At 54.0% G+C, this 17,485-nt stretch carries 21 protein-coding genes; 18 read left to right on the top strand and 3 right to left on the bottom strand.

The annotated features are described in order from the left end of the window. The first annotated feature begins 7 nt into the window (after positions 1-7). From tauB to tauD, 3 genes are read left to right on the top strand one after another with little or no spacing between them, the layout of a single operon-like run. Complete coding sequence (tauB, locus tag LQK91_RS18060) at positions 8-775, top strand: taurine ABC transporter ATP-binding subunit (RefSeq protein ID WP_105099975.1); 768 nt, start codon at positions 8-10, stop codon at positions 773-775. After that, positions 772-1,599 carry a taurine ABC transporter permease TauC gene (gene tauC, locus LQK91_RS18065; protein ID WP_003852935.1) on the top strand — a complete coding sequence of 276 codons (828 nt, stop codon included), beginning with the start codon at positions 772-774 and terminating at the stop codon, positions 1,597-1,599. The genes tauB and tauC overlap by 4 nt, the downstream gene beginning before the upstream one ends. Next, positions 1,596-2,435 (top strand): taurine dioxygenase, encoded by an 840-nt coding sequence (tauD, locus tag LQK91_RS18070; protein ID WP_105099976.1) that lies wholly within the window; start codon positions 1,596-1,598, stop codon positions 2,433-2,435. The genes tauC and tauD overlap by 4 nt, the downstream gene beginning before the upstream one ends. 30 nt (positions 2,436-2,465) lie before the next feature. Here the strand turns inward: tauD and LQK91_RS18075 are convergent, their stop codons facing one another. Beyond that, entirely contained in the window at positions 2,466-4,370 is a 1,905-nt protein-coding gene (locus LQK91_RS18075) for an ABC transporter ATP-binding protein (protein WP_003852931.1), read from the bottom strand. 112 nt (positions 4,371-4,482) lie between these two features. Between LQK91_RS18075 and kefG the strand changes: the two genes are divergently transcribed. From kefG to slyD, 4 genes are all read left to right on the top strand, one after another. Next, complete coding sequence (kefG, locus tag LQK91_RS18080; RefSeq protein ID WP_003852930.1) at positions 4,483-5,034, top strand: glutathione-regulated potassium-efflux system ancillary protein KefG; 552 nt, start codon at positions 4,483-4,485, stop codon at positions 5,032-5,034. After that, positions 5,035-6,843, top strand: a complete 1,809-nt coding sequence (kefB, locus tag LQK91_RS18085) for a glutathione-regulated potassium-efflux system protein KefB (RefSeq protein WP_003852928.1) — start codon at positions 5,035-5,037, stop codon at positions 6,841-6,843. A 23-nt stretch (positions 6,844-6,866) separates the two neighbouring features. Continuing rightward, positions 6,867-7,061, top strand: a complete 195-nt coding sequence (locus LQK91_RS18090; RefSeq protein WP_003852926.1) for a YheV family putative zinc ribbon protein — start codon at positions 6,867-6,869, stop codon at positions 7,059-7,061. Between the two features lie 197 nt (positions 7,062-7,258). After that, positions 7,259-7,825 carry a peptidylprolyl isomerase gene (slyD, locus tag LQK91_RS18095; protein ID WP_003852924.1) on the top strand — a complete coding sequence of 189 codons (567 nt, stop codon included), beginning with the start codon at positions 7,259-7,261 and terminating at the stop codon, positions 7,823-7,825. A 95-nt stretch (positions 7,826-7,920) separates the two neighbouring features. Here slyD and LQK91_RS18100 read toward each other — a convergent pair whose 3' ends face one another. Next, the gene (locus LQK91_RS18100; RefSeq protein ID WP_003852923.1) at positions 7,921-8,139 is read right to left on the bottom strand and encodes a SlyX family protein; all 219 of its coding nucleotides are present in this window, start codon (positions 8,137-8,139) and stop codon (positions 7,921-7,923) included. A 269-nt stretch (positions 8,140-8,408) separates the two neighbouring features. Here LQK91_RS18100 and fkpA point away from each other — a divergent pair, with 269 nt between their 5' ends. The 11 genes from fkpA (at position 8,409) to bfr (ending at position 16,645) form a co-directional block, all read left to right on the top strand. Further along, complete coding sequence (gene fkpA, locus LQK91_RS18105) at positions 8,409-9,254, top strand: FKBP-type peptidyl-prolyl cis-trans isomerase (RefSeq protein WP_003852921.1); 846 nt, start codon at positions 8,409-8,411, stop codon at positions 9,252-9,254. A 166-nt stretch (positions 9,255-9,420) separates the two neighbouring features. After that, positions 9,421-10,143, top strand: a complete 723-nt coding sequence (locus LQK91_RS18110; protein ID WP_003852919.1) for a helix-turn-helix transcriptional regulator — start codon at positions 9,421-9,423, stop codon at positions 10,141-10,143. Continuing rightward, the gene (tusD, locus tag LQK91_RS18115) at positions 10,143-10,529 is read left to right on the top strand and encodes a sulfurtransferase complex subunit TusD (protein WP_008926259.1); all 387 of its coding nucleotides are present in this window, start codon (positions 10,143-10,145) and stop codon (positions 10,527-10,529) included. Before LQK91_RS18110 ends, tusD begins: the two co-directional genes overlap by 1 nt. Beyond that, a complete protein-coding gene (gene tusC / locus LQK91_RS18120) occupies positions 10,529-10,888 on the top strand; it encodes a sulfurtransferase complex subunit TusC (protein WP_008926258.1) in 360 nt (119 codons plus the stop codon). The genes tusD and tusC overlap by 1 nt, the downstream gene beginning before the upstream one ends. 9 nt (positions 10,889-10,897) lie before the next feature. Further along, the gene (gene tusB, locus LQK91_RS18125) at positions 10,898-11,185 is read left to right on the top strand and encodes a sulfurtransferase complex subunit TusB (protein WP_003852914.1); all 288 of its coding nucleotides are present in this window, start codon (positions 10,898-10,900) and stop codon (positions 11,183-11,185) included. Positions 11,186-11,309: 124 nt separating this feature from the next. Next, a complete protein-coding gene (gene rpsL, locus LQK91_RS18130) occupies positions 11,310-11,684 on the top strand; it encodes a 30S ribosomal protein S12 (protein ID WP_003852912.1) in 375 nt (124 codons plus the stop codon). A 96-nt stretch (positions 11,685-11,780) separates the two neighbouring features. After that, positions 11,781-12,251: a 30S ribosomal protein S7 gene (gene rpsG / locus LQK91_RS18135; protein WP_003852909.1), complete on the top strand. Its 471-nt coding sequence runs from the start codon at positions 11,781-11,783 to the stop codon at positions 12,249-12,251. Between the two features lie 87 nt (positions 12,252-12,338). Next, positions 12,339-14,453 (top strand): elongation factor G, encoded by a 2,115-nt coding sequence (gene fusA / locus LQK91_RS18140; protein WP_003852908.1) that lies wholly within the window; start codon positions 12,339-12,341, stop codon positions 14,451-14,453. A 68-nt stretch (positions 14,454-14,521) separates the two neighbouring features. Beyond that, entirely contained in the window at positions 14,522-15,706 is a 1,185-nt protein-coding gene (tuf, locus tag LQK91_RS18145; protein WP_105099977.1) for an elongation factor Tu, read from the top strand. 171 nt (positions 15,707-15,877) lie between these two features. Beyond that, positions 15,878-16,072, top strand: a complete 195-nt coding sequence (bfd, locus tag LQK91_RS18150) for a bacterioferritin-associated ferredoxin (protein ID WP_008927140.1) — start codon at positions 15,878-15,880, stop codon at positions 16,070-16,072. Positions 16,073-16,171: 99 nt separating this feature from the next. Continuing rightward, positions 16,172-16,645: a bacterioferritin gene (gene bfr / locus LQK91_RS18155; protein WP_105099978.1), complete on the top strand. Its 474-nt coding sequence runs from the start codon at positions 16,172-16,174 to the stop codon at positions 16,643-16,645. Here the strand turns inward: bfr and LQK91_RS18160 are convergent. Next, a complete protein-coding gene (locus tag LQK91_RS18160; RefSeq protein ID WP_078805335.1) occupies positions 16,632-17,405 on the bottom strand; it encodes a prepilin peptidase in 774 nt (257 codons plus the stop codon). The genes bfr and LQK91_RS18160 overlap by 14 nt on opposite strands. Between the last annotated feature and the right edge of the window lie 80 nt (positions 17,406-17,485).

A 17,485-nucleotide genomic window follows, 5' to 3' on the forward strand; every position in this document is an offset into this window, starting at 1 on the left:
AGGCACGATGCTGCGTATCGCTCATCTTCATGCCCGTTATGCCGGACAACCGGCGTTGCAGGATATCAATCTGCAGCTGGATAGCCATGAACTGCTGGTGGTGCTCGGCCCCTCCGGCTGCGGCAAAACCACGCTGCTTAATCTGGTTGCCGGATTTCTGCCGGTGGAGTCGGGCAGCATCACGCTGGATAAACAGCCAGTGACGGGGCCTGGTGCGGAGCGCGGCGTGGTGTTTCAGCATGAAGGCTTACTGCCATGGCGTAACGTGCTGGATAACGTTGCCTTTGGTCTGCAGCTGGCGGGGATGTCGCGTCCGGCGCGCGAGGCCATCGCACGGAAGCTCATCAGGCAGGTGGGGCTGGAAGGGGCGGAGAAGCGCGCCATCTGGCAGTTGTCAGGCGGTCAGCGGCAGCGGGTCGGCATTGCACGCGCGCTGGCGACCGATCCGCAACTGCTGCTGCTTGACGAGCCATTTGGCGCACTGGATGCCTTTACCCGCGAGCAGATGCAGACCCTGCTGCTGACGCTGTGGCGCGACAGCGGTAAACAGATCCTGCTGATTACGCACGATATAGAAGAGGCTATTTTCCTGGCCAGCGAACTGATTCTGCTGTCGCCAGGACCCGGCCGCATCGTGGAACGCTTGCGGCCCGGCTTTGGTCAGCGCTTTGCCGCAGGTGAGTCGTGCCGCAGCATAAAATCCGATCCGCAGTTTATCGCCCAGCGCGAATATGTGCTGAGCCGCGTATTTGACCAGCGGGAGGCGTTTGCATGAGCGCGTTAATCCACGACAAGTCTCTGCCGGTGCGCCGTCGTTTGCGCTGGCCATTTTCAACCACGTTCACGCTGAGCATGCTGAGTCTCTCTCTGCTGTTGCTGCTCTGGTGGGGCGTGACCGCGCTGGGCCTGATTGCTCCGCTGTTCCTGCCGTCGCCACAGCAGGTGTTCAGCAAGCTGCTGCTGATTGCCAGCGCCCAGGGCTTTATGGATGCCACGCTGTGGCAGCATCTGGCCGCCAGCCTGACGCGGATGCTGATTGCGCTGACCGCGGCTGCCGTCATCGGCATTCCGGTGGGGATTCTGATGGGCCTCAGCCCGGTAGCTCGCGGTCTGCTTGATCCGCTTATTGAGCTTTATCGCCCGATTCCGCCACTTGCCTATCTGCCGCTGATGGTGATCTGGTTTGGCATTGGTGAGACGTCGAAAATCCTGCTGATCAGCCTGGCCATCTTCGCGCCGGTGACGCTCTCCACGCTGGCCGGGGTGCGTAACACCCAGCAGGTACGGATTCGTGCGGCGCGCTCGCTGGGAGCTAACCGCTGGCAGCTGCTGCGCTGGGTGATTCTGCCGGGCGCGCTGCCGGAGATTCTGACCGGCCTGCGCATTGGGCTCGGGGTGGGCTGGTCAACGCTGGTGGCGGCGGAGCTGATTGCCGCCACGCGTGGCCTCGGTTTTATGGTGCAGTCTGCGGGAGAATTCCTCGCCACCGATGTGGTGCTGGCGGGTATCGCCGTGATTGCTTTTATCGCTTTTAGCTTAGAACTCGGGCTTCGTGCGTTGCAGCGCCGTCTGACGCCCTGGAGTGGAGAACAATCATGAATGAACGTCTGAGTTTTACCCCGCTTGGCCCTTACATAGGCGCGCAGGTCTCAAACCTGGATGTCTCACGGCCATTGAGTGATGCGCAGTTTGAGCAGCTGTATCATGGCTTGCTGCGTCATCAGGTGCTGTTTCTGCGGGACCAGAAAATAACGCCGGAACAGCATCGCGCACTGGCAATCCGTTTTGGCGACCTGCATATCCATCCGGTCTATCCCCATGCGGAGGGCGTCGAAGAGATTATCGTGCTCGATACCCATCAGGATAATCCGCCGGATAATGACAACTGGCACACCGATGTCACCTTTATCGAAACACCACCGGCTGTCGCGCTGCTGGCATCCAAAGTCTTACCGGAAGCGGGCGGTGACACGCTCTGGACCAGTGGCATCGCCGCTTACGAGGCGCTGTCAGTGCCTTTTAAGCAGTTGCTGGAGGGTCTCCGCGCCGAGCATGATTTTAAAAAATCATTCCAGGAGTATAAGTACCGCAAAACGGAGGAAGAACATCTGCGCTGGCAGCAGGCGGTGGCAAAACATCCACTCGTGCAGCATCCGGTAATCCGCACGCATCCGGTCAGCGGCAAAAAAGCGCTGTTTGTGAATGAAGGCTTTACCACGCGGATCCTGGATTTAAGCGAGAAGGAGAGTGATGCGGTGCTGGGCTTCCTGTTTGCGCACGCCACCAAACCGGAGTTTCAGGTGCGCTGGCGCTGGCAGCCAGACGATCTGGCTATCTGGGATAATCGGGTCACGCAGCATTATGCCAATGCCGACTATTATCCGGCCCGTCGGATCATGCAGCGGGCAACGGTACTGGGCGACAAACCCCGTTAAAAAGCATCTCCCCGCAAGCGGGGAGATTTTTTATGAGGCCATAATCTGTTCGAGCTGTTCCTGGGCTTCCAGCCACGCCATCTCAACCTCTTCCAGCGCAGATTTACTTTCCGCCTGCCGCTTGAGTGCAGTGGTCAGGTCCGCTTTTCGGCTCTGATCATAAATCGCACTGTCTGCGAGCTGCGCTTCGGCATCGGCCAGCTGGCTCTGCCATTTGCTCATCTGCTTTTCCAGCTTCTCTATCTCTTTGCGCAGCGGCTGGGTCTGAGTGCGCAGTTCGGCATCACGGCGCTTTTGATCTTTACGCGCCTGGGCGCTGTTACCGTTATCCAGTTTCGGCGCGGCATCCTGTTGCGCCTGCTGTTTCTGCAGATCGCTCAGCCACTGCTGATAATCTTCGAGGTCGCCCTCAAACACATCCACTTTGCCATCATGCACCAGATAGAGATCGTCCGTGGTCGCGCGCAGCAGGTGACGGTCATGCGAGACCACCACCAGTGCACCTTCGAAGTCGATCAGCGCTTCGGTCAGCGCCTGGCGCATATCAAGATCCAGGTGGTTAGTTGGTTCATCGAGCAACAGCAGGTTAGGGCGTTGCCAGACAATCAGCGCCAGCACCAGTCGCGCTTTCTCACCGCCGGAGAAGCGCTCAGTGTTCTCCGTGACTTTGTCGCCGCGGAAATCGAAGCCGCCCAGATAGTCGCGCAGCTGCTGTTCCAGCACGTCAGGCGCAATGCGCGACAGATGCTGCAGCGGTGACTCATCGGCCCGCAGGTACTCCAGCTGATGCTGGGCGAAGTAACCAAGCTTGATCCCTTTCGCCAGCCCCATCTTGCCATGCATCGCCTCCAGCTCACCTGCCAGCAGCTTAATCAGGGTGGATTTACCGGCTCCGTTACGTCCCAGCAGGCCGATGCGTGAGCCTGGCACCAGGTTGAGCTTGATCGCGTCGAGAATGATGCGATCGCCATAACCTGCGGTGACCTTCTCCATCTTCATCAGGGGATTAGGCAGGTTTTCCGGCTTGCGGAAGGTGAAGCTGAATGGATTATCAACATGGGCGGGCGCAATCATCTCCATGCGCTCCAGCATCTTGATGCGGCTCTGTGCCTGCTTCGCCTTGGTCGCCTGGGCGCGGAAGCGATCAATGTAGCTGTGCAAATGCGCGACTTTCTCCTGCTGACTCTCATACAGCGCCTGCTGCTGAGCCAGCTTGGCGACGCGCTGCCGTTCAAAGGAGCTGTAGTTGCCGGTATATTCGAACATCGACTCCTGTTCGATATGAATAATTTTGTCGATGACCGGATCGAGGAAGTCACGATCGTGCGAGATTAGGATCAGTGTGCCTTCATAACTTTTCAGCCAGCGCTCCAGCCAGATCACCGCATCGAGATCGAGGTGGTTGGTCGGTTCATCCAGCAACAGCAGATCGGAACGGCAAATCAGCGCCTGTGCCAGATTGAGGCGCATGCGCCAGCCACCAGAAAAGTCGCTGACCGGCCGTTGCAACTGCTCCTGACTGAAGCCCAGGCCGTGCAACAGGCTTGAGGCGCGCGCATGAATGCTCCACGCCTGCACCGCGTCCAGCTGGCCATGCAGCAGCGCAATGGCATTGCCATCGTCACGCAGATTGGCGTCCGCCAGCTCGGCTTCAAGCTGACGAAACTGGCGATCGCCATCAATCACGTACTCCAGCGCGGCTTTATCCAGCGCTGGCGTTTCCTGATTCACCCAGGCCAGCGCCCAGTGAGCGGGGAACGTGACGGTGCCGGCATCGCTGGTGATTTCACCTTTTAACAGCGACAGCAGCGTGGATTTCCCACAGCCGTTTTTACCCACCAGCCCGACCTTCTGACCGGGATTAATGGTGGCGGTGGCATTGTCGAGCAGGACGCGGATGCCGCGGCGAATTTGTAAGGCTGAGAAGACAATCATGTAAGCGCCGTATCGTCAGAATATGTTAATTTACTGGCAACATAATGAGATTTTGCTGCGTCGTGCATGGTAGCTGAAAACCGCACCAATGACGACGCTTTGGAGGGAAAGGATGTCGCAGCCACCCAGGGTTTTGCTGCTTTATGCTCATCCGGAATCACAGGATTCGATCGCGAATCGGATTTTGTTACAGCCGGCTCAGGCACTGGAACACGTCACCGTGCACGATCTGTACGCGGCCTATCCGGATTTTTTTATCGATATTCATCATGAACAACAGTTACTGCGCGAACATGACGTGATCATTTTTCAGCATCCGCTCTATACCTACAGCTGTCCGGCATTGCTGAAAGAGTGGCTGGATCGGGTTCTGTCCCGCGGCTTCGCCAATGGCGTGGATGGCAATGCACTTGAAGGTAAATACTGGCGCAGCGTGGTGACGACCGGCGAACCGGAAAGTGCCTTTAAGCAGCAGGGTCTGAACCGCTATTCGCTCAATGACATTATGCGGCCTTTTGAGCTGACCGCCCGGATGTGCCGTATGCACTGGATGCCGCCGATGATTGTTTACATGGCACGTCGTCAGAGTCCTGAATTATTGAAAAATTACGCCCGCGCTTATGGTGACTGGCTCGCGGCACCGCTGCTGAATGGAGGGGTATAGATGGAAGGGCAAACGCTGCTGACCGCGGGGGTGATTTATCTGGTCGCGGCGGTCTTGATTGTACCGGTGGCGGCTCGCCTCGGTATTGGTGCAGTTCTGGGTTATCTGGTGGCGGGTATCGCCATCGGCCCGTGGGGATTAGGTTTTATCAGCGACGTCGACGAGATTCTTCACTTCTCTGAGCTCGGCGTGGTTTTCCTGATGTTTATTATCGGGCTGGAGCTGAACCCGGCAAAGCTGTGGGCGCTGCGCCGCTCCATTTTTGGGGTCGGCGCGGCGCAGGTCATCTTCTCCGCAGCCATTCTCGGCGGCTTATTGTGGCTGACCCATTTTAGCTGGCAGGCGGCGATCATCGGCGGGATTGGCCTGGCGATGTCCTCGACCGCCATGGCGCTGCAGCTGATGATGGATAAAGGCATGAACCGCAGCGAAGCGGGTCAGCTGGGTTTTTCGGTGCTGCTGTTCCAGGATATCGCGGTTATTCCTGCCCTGGCGCTGATCCCGCTGCTGGCCGGGACCGACAGCGGCCATATCGACTGGATGAAGGTTGGCATGAAAGTGCTGGCGTTTGCCGGCATGCTGGTAGGCGGACGCTATCTGCTGCGGCCAATCTTCCGTTACATCGCCGCATCGGGCGTGCGCGAGGTCTTTACCGCGGCGTCGCTGCTGCTGGTGCTGGGTTCCGCGCTGTTTATGGATGCGCTGGGCCTGTCGATGGCGCTGGGTACGTTTATTGCCGGGATCCTGCTGGCGGAGAGTGAATACCGCCATGAGCTGGAAGTGGCTATCGACCCGTTCAAAGGTTTACTGCTGGGCCTGTTCTTTATTTCGGTAGGCATGGCGCTCAATCTCGGTGTGCTCTATACCCATATTGTGACCATCCTGCTGGGTGTGGTGACGCTGGTGGCGGTGAAAACAGGGGTGCTCTATGTGCTGGCGCGCATTTATGGCCTGCGCAGTTCAGAGCGACAGCAGTTCGCGGGTGTGCTGAGTCAGGGTGGTGAGTTCGCCTTTGTGCTATTTTCAGCGGCATCCTCGGCAAAGCTCTTCTCAGGCGAGCAACTGCCGATGCTGCTGGTGACGGTGACGCTGTCGATGATGACCACGCCGCTGCTGATGAAGGGAGTCGATCGTCTGCTGGCACGCCGCTTCAACGAGACGGATGAAGATGCAGAAAAACACTTTGTTGAAGATGATCAGCCACAGGTGATTGTGGTGGGCTTTGGTCGCTTCGGTCAGGTGGTGGGACGCTTGTTGATGGCGAACAATAAACGCATCACCGTGCTGGAGCGCGACATCAGTGTGGTAAGTCTGATGCGGAAATATGGCTATAAGGTCTATTACGGCGATGCTACCGAACTGGAGTTACTTCGGGCAGCCGGTGCAGCCAACGCGCAGTCAATTGTCATCACCTGCAATGAACCGGAAGATGTGATGACGATCGTGCATCTGTGCCAGCAGCATTTTCCGCAGCTGCAGATTCAGGCGCGCGCCCGTGGCCGCGTCGAGGCCCATGAGCTGTTACAGGCAGGCGTCACGCAGTTCTCGCGTGAGACGTTCTCCAGTGCGCTGGAGCTGGGACGTAAAACATTGATGACGCTGGGAATGCATCCGCATCAGGCGCACCGCGCCCAGCAACATTTCCGCCGGCTTGATATGCGGATGTTGCGTGAGCTGATGCCCAATCTCTCTGAAAGTGCGGCGCAGGCTTCACGAGTCCGTGAAGCACGACGTGAACTGGAAGATATCTTCCAGCGCGAAATGCAGCACGAGAAGCGGCAGTTCGACGGCTGGGACGATGACCAATAATCTCTTAAAACAGGCAGAAGCTAATGCGTAAACGTTTTATTGCCGGTGCGACATGCCCGCACTGTCAGGAAAAGGACACGCTGGCGATGTGGCGTGAAAATAATGTTGATGTGGTGGAGTGCGTGAAGTGTGGTCATCAGATGCGCGAGGCGGATAAGCAGGCGCGCGATCAGGTTCGCTCAAATGAACAGGTTATTGGCATTTTCCATCCTGAGTAGCGGAATCGGGCAGCTTTTTTTACGCTTGAACTTACAGCGGGATTGAATTCCGTTACAATTACCGCCATTAAGGCTTAAGTCGCAAGAGAATGTGAAATCCCTCTTGTACTCAGCCCCGAACCTTTCTGGTTGGTGTTATTGCACGCAAGAATAGACCAATGAGACGGGATCTCAGCTCTCAACGGTTAGGAGATATCATGAAAGTAGCAAAAGACCTGGTGGTAAGCCTGGCCTATCAGGTACGTACAGAAGACGGCGTGTTAGTTGACGAGTCACCGGTGAGTGCACCGTTAGACTACCTGCACGGTCATGGTTCCCTGATTTCTGGTCTGGAAAATGCGCTGGAAAACCACATTGCCGGCGACAAGTTTGACGTGCATATCCCGGCAAACGATGCTTACGGTCAGTATGACGACAACCTGGTGCAGCGCGTTCCTAAAGACGTGTTCATGGGTGTTGATGAACTGCAGGTTGGCATGCGTTTCCTGGCAGAGACCGATCAGGGTCCGGTGCCAGTAGAAATCACTGAAGTTGAAGATGAACACGTCGTGGTTGATGGTAACCACATGCTGGCGGGTCAGAACCTGAACTTCAACGTTGAAGTGGTTGCTATCCGTGAAGCCACACCAGAAGAACTGGCTCATGGCCATGTTCACGGTGCAGATGGCCATCATCATGACCACGATCACGGCCATGATCACGACCACGACCATGATCACGGTAAAGGCGGTTGCGGAACTGGCGGTTGCGGTTGCAGCCACTAAGTCTCAACAGTCCTTTAAAGGCCACCTCCGGGTGGCCTTTCTTTTGGTCGTTACTCTGGTTCAGCCCGGCTGAACCGGGGCCAGATGGCCCGCGATCAGTAGTGCGGGGGCGGCGTCTCTTCAGACTGTGAGGCGACCATCGAGGGCGCATTCGCTTTGAGCTTGTCAGTTAAAATGCGCATCTGTTCACGCATTTTATTCATCTCAAGCTCATGCTGAACCACTGCGCTGTTTAGCTGATCGATCGTCATCTCCTGAAAGGCCAGTTTACTCTCTAACGTCTCCAGACGCTGTTCCCACTCAGATTGTTGCATGACCTGTTCCTCTGTTAAGGTGCGACTCGGGGCGTGATTCTACGACCTGAATGCCAGGAATCACCTGTTTTTTTCACTACCTCCAGCGTTGCGCTTGAAAAAAGGCTGCGCGGCATCATCTCTGATGAAACTTCCCGATGTTATAAAGGTCGGAGGTAGACCGGGTAATTACATTGTGGGAGTGTTCGCCACTGCCACGTAAAGTTATAGTGTGGACCCTGAAGTCCGCAATGTTTCCCGAGGTTAGACGCTTCGGTTTTGGAGAATGGATGAAATCACTGTTTAAAGTCACATTGTTAGCTACCACCATGGCTGTTGCACTGAATGCTCCGCTGGCAATGGCGGCAGATACCGCTGCGGCCCCACAGGCTGCACCCGCTGCTGCGCCACAGTCCGCGCCACAGGCACCTAAGAATGCTGCTTTCAAAGATGAAGACCAGCAGTCTGCCTACGCACTGGGTGCTTCACTGGGTCGCTACATGGACAACTCCCTGAAGGAGCAGGAAAAACTGGGCATCAAACTGGATAAGCAGCAGCTGATTGCTGGTGTTCAGGATGCATTTGGTGGTAAGAGCAAACTGTCTGATGAAGAGATTGAGCAGACGCTGCAATCCTTTGAAGGCCGCGTGAAAGGCGCAGCCTCAGCGAAAATGGAAAAAGATGCGAAAGAGAACTCTGAAAAGGGTGAAGCGTTCGCGACCAAATTTGCTAAAGAGAGTGGCGTGAAGAAAACCGAAAGCGGCCTGCTGTATAAAGTTGAGAAAGAAGGGACCGGCGACGCACCTAAAGACAGCGATACCGTAGTGGTGAACTACAAAGGTACGCTGATTGATGGTACTGAATTCGACAACTCTTATACCCGTGGTGAGCCACTCTCGTTCCGTCTGGATGGTGTTATCCCAGGCTGGACCGAAGGTCTGAAGCATGTGAAGAAAGGCGGCAAGATCAAGCTGGTGATCCCACCAAATCTGGCTTACGGCAAAAATGGCGTTCCGGGCATCCCGGCTAACTCCACCCTGGTATTTGATGTTGAACTGCTTGATATCAAACCAGCGCCTAAAGCAGATGAAAAAGCACAGGCGCCTGCGCCTGCTGCGGCAGAAAAAGCGCAGTAATCTGCTGACCGCCGCCTCCGTGCGGCGGTTTCATTTTAGCTTCACGACAAACCTCTGGCATAAGCCGACGACATTTGCCAGACTAATGCCTGCCTAATTATCCCAATATTGAGTCTGCCCATAAGCCGCTGTGACAGGCTCCAGCCATTCAGGGTGATACTCTTCAATGTCTAATCCATTCAATCCGGGTGAACTGAGCGACTTCGATCTTCTGGAGCAGCGCCCGTTCGAACAATCCGATTACGATATTCTGAAATCGTACGAGGCTGTCGTGGATGGCCTGGCGATGCTGATCGGCTCGCATTGTGAAATTGTCCTGCATTCGCTTGAAGATCTTAAGTGTTCGGCCGTACGTATCGCCAATGGAGAACACACCGGTCGTAAAGTCGGTTCGCCTATCACTGATTTAGCCCTGCGTATGCTGCACGACATGCATGGCGCGGACAGCAATGTCTCCCGTGCCTATTTTACGCGCGCCAAAAGCGGCGTGCTGATGAAGTCTGTCACCATTGCGATTCGCAACCGTCAGCAACGGGTCATTGGCCTGCTCTGCATCAACATGAACCTTGATGTGCCGTTTTCACAAATCATGTCGACCTTTATGCCACCCGAGATGCAGCAGGTTGACTCCAATGTCAACTTCGCCAGTTCGGTTGATGATCTGGTGATGCAGACGCTGGAGTTCACCATTGAAGAGGTGAGTGCTGACCGCAATGTATCGAACAACGCCAAGAATCGTCAGATTGTGCTGAACCTGTATGAGAAGGGGATCTTCGACATCAAAGATGCCATCAACCAGGTTGCGGATCGGCTGAACATTTCGAAACACACTGTCTATCTCTACATCCGTCAGTTTAAAAATGGCGACTTTGTGGGACAGGATCGGTAATGCGCTACACCCTGATGGTGACCGGCCCGGCTTATGGGACGCAACAGGCGACCAGTGCATACCTGTTCGCCCGTGCACTGCTGACGGCGGGCCATCAACTCGACAGCGTGTTCTTCTATCGCGAAGGGGTGCTGAATGCTAATCAGCTCACCGCGCCTGCCAGTGATGAATTTGACCTTGTACGTGCGTGGCAGGCCTTGCATCAGGAGCACGGTGTGGCATTGAACATCTGTGTCGCGGCCGCGCTGCGTCGCGGCGTCAGCGATTCGCAGGAAGCGGACCGGCTCCAGCTGGCGGGCAGTAACCTGCAGCCGGGTTTTACCCTGAGTGGGTTGGGTGCGCTGGCGGAAGCCGCGCTGAGCTGTGAACGCATGGTGCAGTTCTGATGAATCGTGTCGCATTTGTTTTTACCCGTGCGCCGCACGGCAGCAGTGCAGGGCGCGAAGGGCTGGATGCCGCGCTGGCCACGGGCGCGCTCAGTGACGATATCGGCCTGTTTTTTATTGGTGATGGCGTATTGCAGCTTAATCTTCATCAGCAACCAGAGACGATTAAGAGCCGTCACTATGCCGCGACCTTTGGCGTGCTGCCGCTGTATGACATTGAACAGTGCTATCTCTGCCAGGACTCCCTGATTGCGCGAGGGTTAAAGGTTGACGCTGACCGGTTGCTGGATGTTACCCTGCTGGACGCGCCGGCACTGCGGCAGATGCTGGCCAGCTACGATCGCATTCTTACTTTCTAAGAGACGTTAATGCTGCACACTTTAATGCACTCACCGGCCTACAGTGATCTTGATACTCTGCTTTTAATGGCGGGCGCCGGAGATGACCTGCTGCTGTTGCAGGATGGAGTGCTGGCCGCCTTAACCGGAAGCCGTGCATTAATGCGGCTCTCAGAGAGCGGCCTGACGCTGTGGGTGCTGGACGAAGATGTTCAGGCTCGCGGTCTCGCTGGACAAATTTCGAGCAGCGTACAGTCAATAGACTATAATGGCTTTGTCACGCTAACGATCAGGCATCAGCAACAAATCGTGTGGTAATCGGCTAAAACCTGGTTATTTCTTGACACCCCTTTGACTCAGCCCTAAAATTCTGCCTCCTCGTAATTCTACGAGGCGATTTATTACGTGTTTACGAAGCAAAAGCAAATCCAGGAGCTATTTAATGGCAACAGTTAACCAGCTGGTTCGCAAACCACGCGTCCGCAAAGTTGCAAAGAGCAACGTGCCGGCGCTGGAAGCTTGCCCGCAAAAACGTGGCGTTTGTACTCGTGTGTACACCACCACTCCTAAGAAACCAAACTCCGCACTGCGTAAAGTCTGCCGTGTGCGTTTGACCAACGGTTTTGAAGTTACCTCCTACATTGGTGGTGAAGGTCATAACCTGCAGGAACACTCCGTGATCCTGATCCGTGGCGGTCGTGTAAAAGACCTGCCAGGTGTGCGTTACCACACCGTTCGTGGCGCGCTTGACTGCTCAGGTGTTAAAGACCGTAAGCAGGCTCGCTCCAAGTACGGCGTGAAGAAGCCAAAGGCTTAATGGTTCTCCGTTAAGTAAGGCCAAACGTTTTAAATTAAATGTCATAATAAACTCATAGAGTTTTGGACAATCCTGAATTAACAACGGAGTATTTCCATGCCACGTCGTCGCGTCATTGGTCAGCGTAAAATTCTGCCAGATCCTAAGTTCGGATCAGAGCTGCTGGCCAAATTTGTAAATATCCTGATGGTAGATGGTAAAAAATCTACTGCAGAATCAATCGTTTATACCGCGCTCGAGACCCTGGCTCAGCGTTCAGGTAAAAACGCACTGGAATCTTTTGAAGTAGCCCTGGAAAACGTGCGTCCGACTGTCGAAGTTAAGTCACGTCGCGTTGGTGGTTCTACTTATCAGGTACCAGTTGAAGTCCGCCCGGTTCGTCGTAATGCTCTGGCAATGCGCTGGATCGTAGATGCTGCTCGTAAACGCGGTGATAAATCAATGGCTCTTCGCCTGGCGAACGAACTTTCTGATGCTGCAGAGAACAAAGGTACTGCAGTGAAGAAACGTGAAGACGTTCACCGCATGGCAGAAGCCAACAAGGCGTTCGCACACTACCGTTGGTAATTACCACGTAGTTAAACCAGCGGGCGCTCAATCAGCCAACCCGCTGGGGTCGACTTACCTTGAACGCCCGAGAATCAGAGGAATCAAATGGCTCGTAAAACACCCATTGCCCGCTACCGTAACATCGGTATCAGTGCGCACATCGACGCCGGTAAGACTACCACTACCGAACGCGTTCTGTTCTACACCGGTGTAAACCACAAAATCGGTGAAGTACATGACGGCGCAGCAACCATGGACTGGATGGAGCAGGAACAGGAACGTGGTATTACCATCACTTCCGCTGCGACCACCTGTTACTGGTCTGGTATGGCAAAGCAGTTCGAACCACACCACATCAACATCATCGACACCCCAGGACACGTTGACTTCACCATCGAAGTTGAACGTTCTATGCGTGTGCTTGATGGCGCGGTAATGGTTTACTGTGCAGTTGGTGGCGTTCAGCCACAGTCTGAGACCGTATGGCGTCAGGCTAACAAATATAAAGTTCCACGCATTGCGTTCGTTAACAAAATGGACCGCATGGGTGCTAACTTCCTGAAAGTTGTTAAACAGATGGAAGTTCGTCTGGGCGCGACTCCAGTTCCTCTGCAGCTGGCTATCGGCGCAGAAGAGAAATTCACCGGTGTTGTTGACCTGGTGAAAATGAAAGCAATCAACTGGAACGACGCAGATCAGGGTGTAACCTTCGACTACGAAGATATCCCAGCTGATATGCAGGAACTGGCTGAAGAATGGCATGCGAAGCTGGTTGAAGCCGCTGCTGAAGGCTCTGATGAGCTGATGGAGAAATTCTTCGGTGGTGAAGAACTGACTGAAGAAGAGATCAAAACATCTCTGCGTAAGCGTGTTCTGAACAACGAAATCATCCTGGTAACCTGTGGTTCTGCATTTAAGAACAAAGGTGTTCAGGCGATGCTGGATGCAGTTGTTGAATATCTGCCAGCACCGACTGACGTTACCGCGATTAACGGTATGCTGGACGACGGTAAAGACACGCCGGCTGTTCGTCACTCTGATGACAACGAGCCGTTTGCTGCACTGGCGTTCAAAATCGCTACCGACCCATTCGTGGGTAACCTGACGTTCTTCCGCGTTTACTCTGGTGTTGTTAACACGGGTGATACCGTATTCAACCCGGTTAAATCAAACCGTGAGCGTCTGGGCCGTATCGTTCAGATGCACGCTAACAAGCGTGAAGAGATTAAAGAAGTTCGTGCGGGTGATATCGCAGCTGCGATCGGCCTGAAAGATGTGACCACTGGTGACACCCTGTGTGACCCAGATAACGTCATCATCCTTGAGCGCATGGAGTTCCCGGAGCCGGTAATCTCTATCGCCGTTGAACCGAAAACCAAAGCTGACCAGGAAAAAATGGGTCTGGCTCTGGGCCGTCTGGCGAAAGAAGACCCATCATTCCGCGTATGGACTGATGAAGAATCTAACCAGACCATCATCGCTGGTATGGGTGAATTGCACCTCGACATCATCGTTGACCGTATGAAGCGTGAGTTCAACGTTGAAGCGAACGTGGGTAAACCACAGGTTGCTTATCGTGAAGCGATTCGTAACAAAGTTACCGATGTTGAAGGTAAACACGCCAAGCAGTCTGGTGGTCGTGGTCAGTACGGTCATGTTGTTATCGACATGTACCCACTGGAGCCAGGTTCTAACCCGAAAGGTTACGAATTCGTCAACGATATCAAAGGTGGTGTGATTCCTGGTGAATACATCCCTGCGGTTGACAAAGGTATTCAGGAACAGCTGAAATCAGGCCCTCTGGCCGGCTATCCGGTTGTGGATCTGGGCGTGCGTCTGCACTTCGGTTCTTACCACGATGTTGACTCCTCAGAACTGGCGTTCAAACTGGCCGCGTCTATTGCCTTCAAACAAGGCTTTAAACAAGCGACACCAGTCCTGCTTGAGCCTATCATGAAGGTTGAAGTTGAAACGCCAGAAGAGAACACGGGTGATGTCATCGGTGACCTTAGCCGTCGTCGTGGTATGCTTAAAGGGCAGGAATCTAACGCTACTGGCGTTCAGATTCACGCTGAAGTTCCGTTGTCTGAGATGTTCGGATACGCAACTCAGCTGCGTTCTCTGACCAAAGGTCGTGCTTCTTACTCCATGGAGTTCCTGAAGTATGACGATGCGCCGAACAACGTAGCGCAGGCCGTTATTGAAGCTCGTAGCAAATAAGCTACGGTTTAAATTTGAACTGATGCCTTTACCTAAAGGGTGAAGGCACAACGTAAGGAATTATCGCCATGGCGAAAGAGCAATTTCAGCGTAACAAACTGCACGTAAACGTGGGCACCATCGGTCACGTCGACCACGGTAAAACCACCCTGACTGCAGCTATCACCACCGTACTGTCTAAAACTTACGGCGGCCAGGCTCGTGCATTCGATCAGATCGATAACGCACCAGAAGAGAAAGCACGTGGTATCACCATCAACACTTCACACGTTGAGTATGAAACCCCAACCCGCCACTATGCGCACGTTGACTGCCCAGGCCACGCCGACTATGTGAAAAACATGATCACCGGTGCTGCGCAGATGGACGGCGCGATCCTGGTTGTTGCTGCGACTGATGGCCCAATGCCACAGACCCGTGAGCACATCCTGCTGGGTCGTCAGGTTGGCGTTCCTTACATCATCGTGTTCCTGAACAAGTGTGACATGGTTGATGATGAAGAGCTGCTGGAACTGGTAGAAATGGAAGTTCGTGACCTGCTGTCAGCATATGACTTCCCAGGTGACGACACTCCAATCGTTCGTGGTTCTGCTCTGAAAGCGCTGGAAGGCGAAGCTGAGTGGGAAGCGAAAATCATCGAACTGGCTGAGCATCTGGATAACTACATCCCAGAACCACAGCGTGCGATCGACATGCCGTTCCTGCTGCCAATCGAAGACGTATTCTCAATCTCTGGCCGTGGTACTGTTGTTACCGGTCGTGTTGAGCGCGGCATCGTTAAAGTCGGCGACGAAGTTGAAATCGTTGGTATCAAAGATACTGCGAAATCAACCTGTACCGGTGTTGAGATGTTCCGTAAGCTGCTGGACCAGGGTCAGGCAGGCGAAAACTGTGGTGTTCTGCTGCGCGGTATCAAGCGTGAAGACATCCAGCGTGGCCAGGTTCTGGCTAAGCCAGGCTCAATCAAGCCACACACCCAGTTCGAGTCAGAAGTTTACGTTCTGTCTAAAGACGAAGGTGGTCGCCATACTCCGTTCTTCAAAGGCTATCGTCCACAGTTCTACTTCCGTACAACTGACGTAACCGGCTCAGTAGAGCTGCCAGAAGGCGTTGAAATGGTCATGCCAGGCGACAACATCAAAATGGTTGTTACCCTGATCCACCCAATCGCAATGGACGAAGGTCTGCGCTTCGCAATCCGCGAAGGCGGCCGTACCGTTGGCGCGGGTGTTGTTGCTAAAGTTATCGCTTAATTGTGATATCTGCTGTAGTCGTGCAAACGGCCACTGCAACACAGATAAAAGAGCACTTCGGTGCTCTTTTTTTTTGCTCTGAATAAGCCATAACCCTGCAAAGGGTGGGTTTGAAATAAAAACTATTCGCATTTACACTGTGTATAGAAAATGTACCAGAGTGATGAATCAATGTACGTCTGCCTTTGTAATGCCATCAGTGATAAAACCCTTCGTGAAGTCGTGCGTCGCTATCAGCCTGAGTCTATCCAGCAACTGCGTCAGTTTGTGCCAGTAGGCAAACAATGCGGCAAATGCGTTCGTGCTGCGCGTGAAATCCTGGATGAAGAGATGCAAAATCCGCCACTCTATAAAGAGATAGCCTGACGAACATCGGTGTGTGAATACCCACAATATCTGCCACGCTTTTTTGACTTCTTTTTAACCGCATCTACGCTCTAATAAATTAGACGCGGAGGGTTAACAATGAAGGGTGATATCAAAGTTATTAGTCATCTCAATAAACTGCTTGGAAATGAACTGGTTGCTATCAACCAGTACTTTCTGCATGCACGCATGTTTAAAAACTGGGGACTGATGCGCCTCAATGATGTGGAGTATCACGAATCAATCGATGAGATGAAGCATGCTGACAAATATATTGAGCGCATTCTTTTTCTTGAAGGCATTCCAAATCTTCAGGATCTGGGACGTCTGCGTATTGGAGAAGACGTTGAGGAGATGCTGAGTTCAGACCTGAATCTGGAGCTGGAAGGGGCTAAAGATCTTCGTGAAGCTATCTCCTATGCTGATAAAGTTCATGATTACGTCAGCCGTGACATAATGATTGAAATCCTGGCGGATGAAGAACACCACATCGACTGGATTGAGACGGAGCTTGAGCTCATCCAGAGGATGGGCATCCAGAACTATTTGCAGGCTCAAATCAAAGAAGAGTGAATCGCGCCTGAAGTACAAGCATCACCCAGCCCGCAATGGCCAGGAACGGCCCAAAGGGTAGCGGGCTGTCCATCTGGACTACGCCCCGTCGTTGCAACATCACGATGGTCGCTAACGCCAGAACTGTAGCACCCAGCGCAATCCAGGGTAATACCTGCCAGCCACAGCAGGCACCTAGCGCTGCGAAAAGCTTGATATCGCCATAGCCTAATCCTTCAAACCCCCTTACCAGCCGATAGCCCCAGGCAAGCAGCCACAACGCACAGTATCCAGTCAGGGCGCCCCATATCGCCGCTGTTTCATTTCCGGTTAGTGAGGCGTGCAGTAATCCCAGCCAGAGCAGCAGATAGCTCAGCGGGTCGGGTATACAGTAGTGGCGACAATCAATAGCCGCCACCAGTAGCAACAGGCCAGAGGCCGCAATAATAAAAATCGCGTCTGCAGAATGGGTAAAGCTTTGTAGCACCAGCAGACAGAGCATTGCAGTCAGACATTCCATGACAAAGCTCGATTCGCTGAATAGCTGATTGCAGAAACGACACCGTCCTTTTAAGACTGGCCAGCTGACCAGAGGCAGTTTATCGCGCCATAGCAGGCGCTGCTGACAATGGGTGCACCGTGACCCGGGGAAGCAGAGTGAGGCAAACCACTGGTCAGGAGGGAGGGCAGGAGAGAAGCGCGCACAGGCCAGAGACAGAAAGCTTCCTAATGCACCTCCGCCAGCCAGAACAGCGATTTGAGTAATAAAGGGCAGGGACATGGTTAAGCTCCAGGTAAAAGGTGACGAACACTCTCACCGGCTTGCTGTTCTGTGTCATCTGCGAATGAGGAACCCCGGAA

Source organism: Pantoea sp. MHSD4, from assembly GCF_021043305.1.
Lineage (GTDB): Bacteria > Pseudomonadota > Gammaproteobacteria > Enterobacterales > Enterobacteriaceae > Pantoea > Pantoea eucalypti.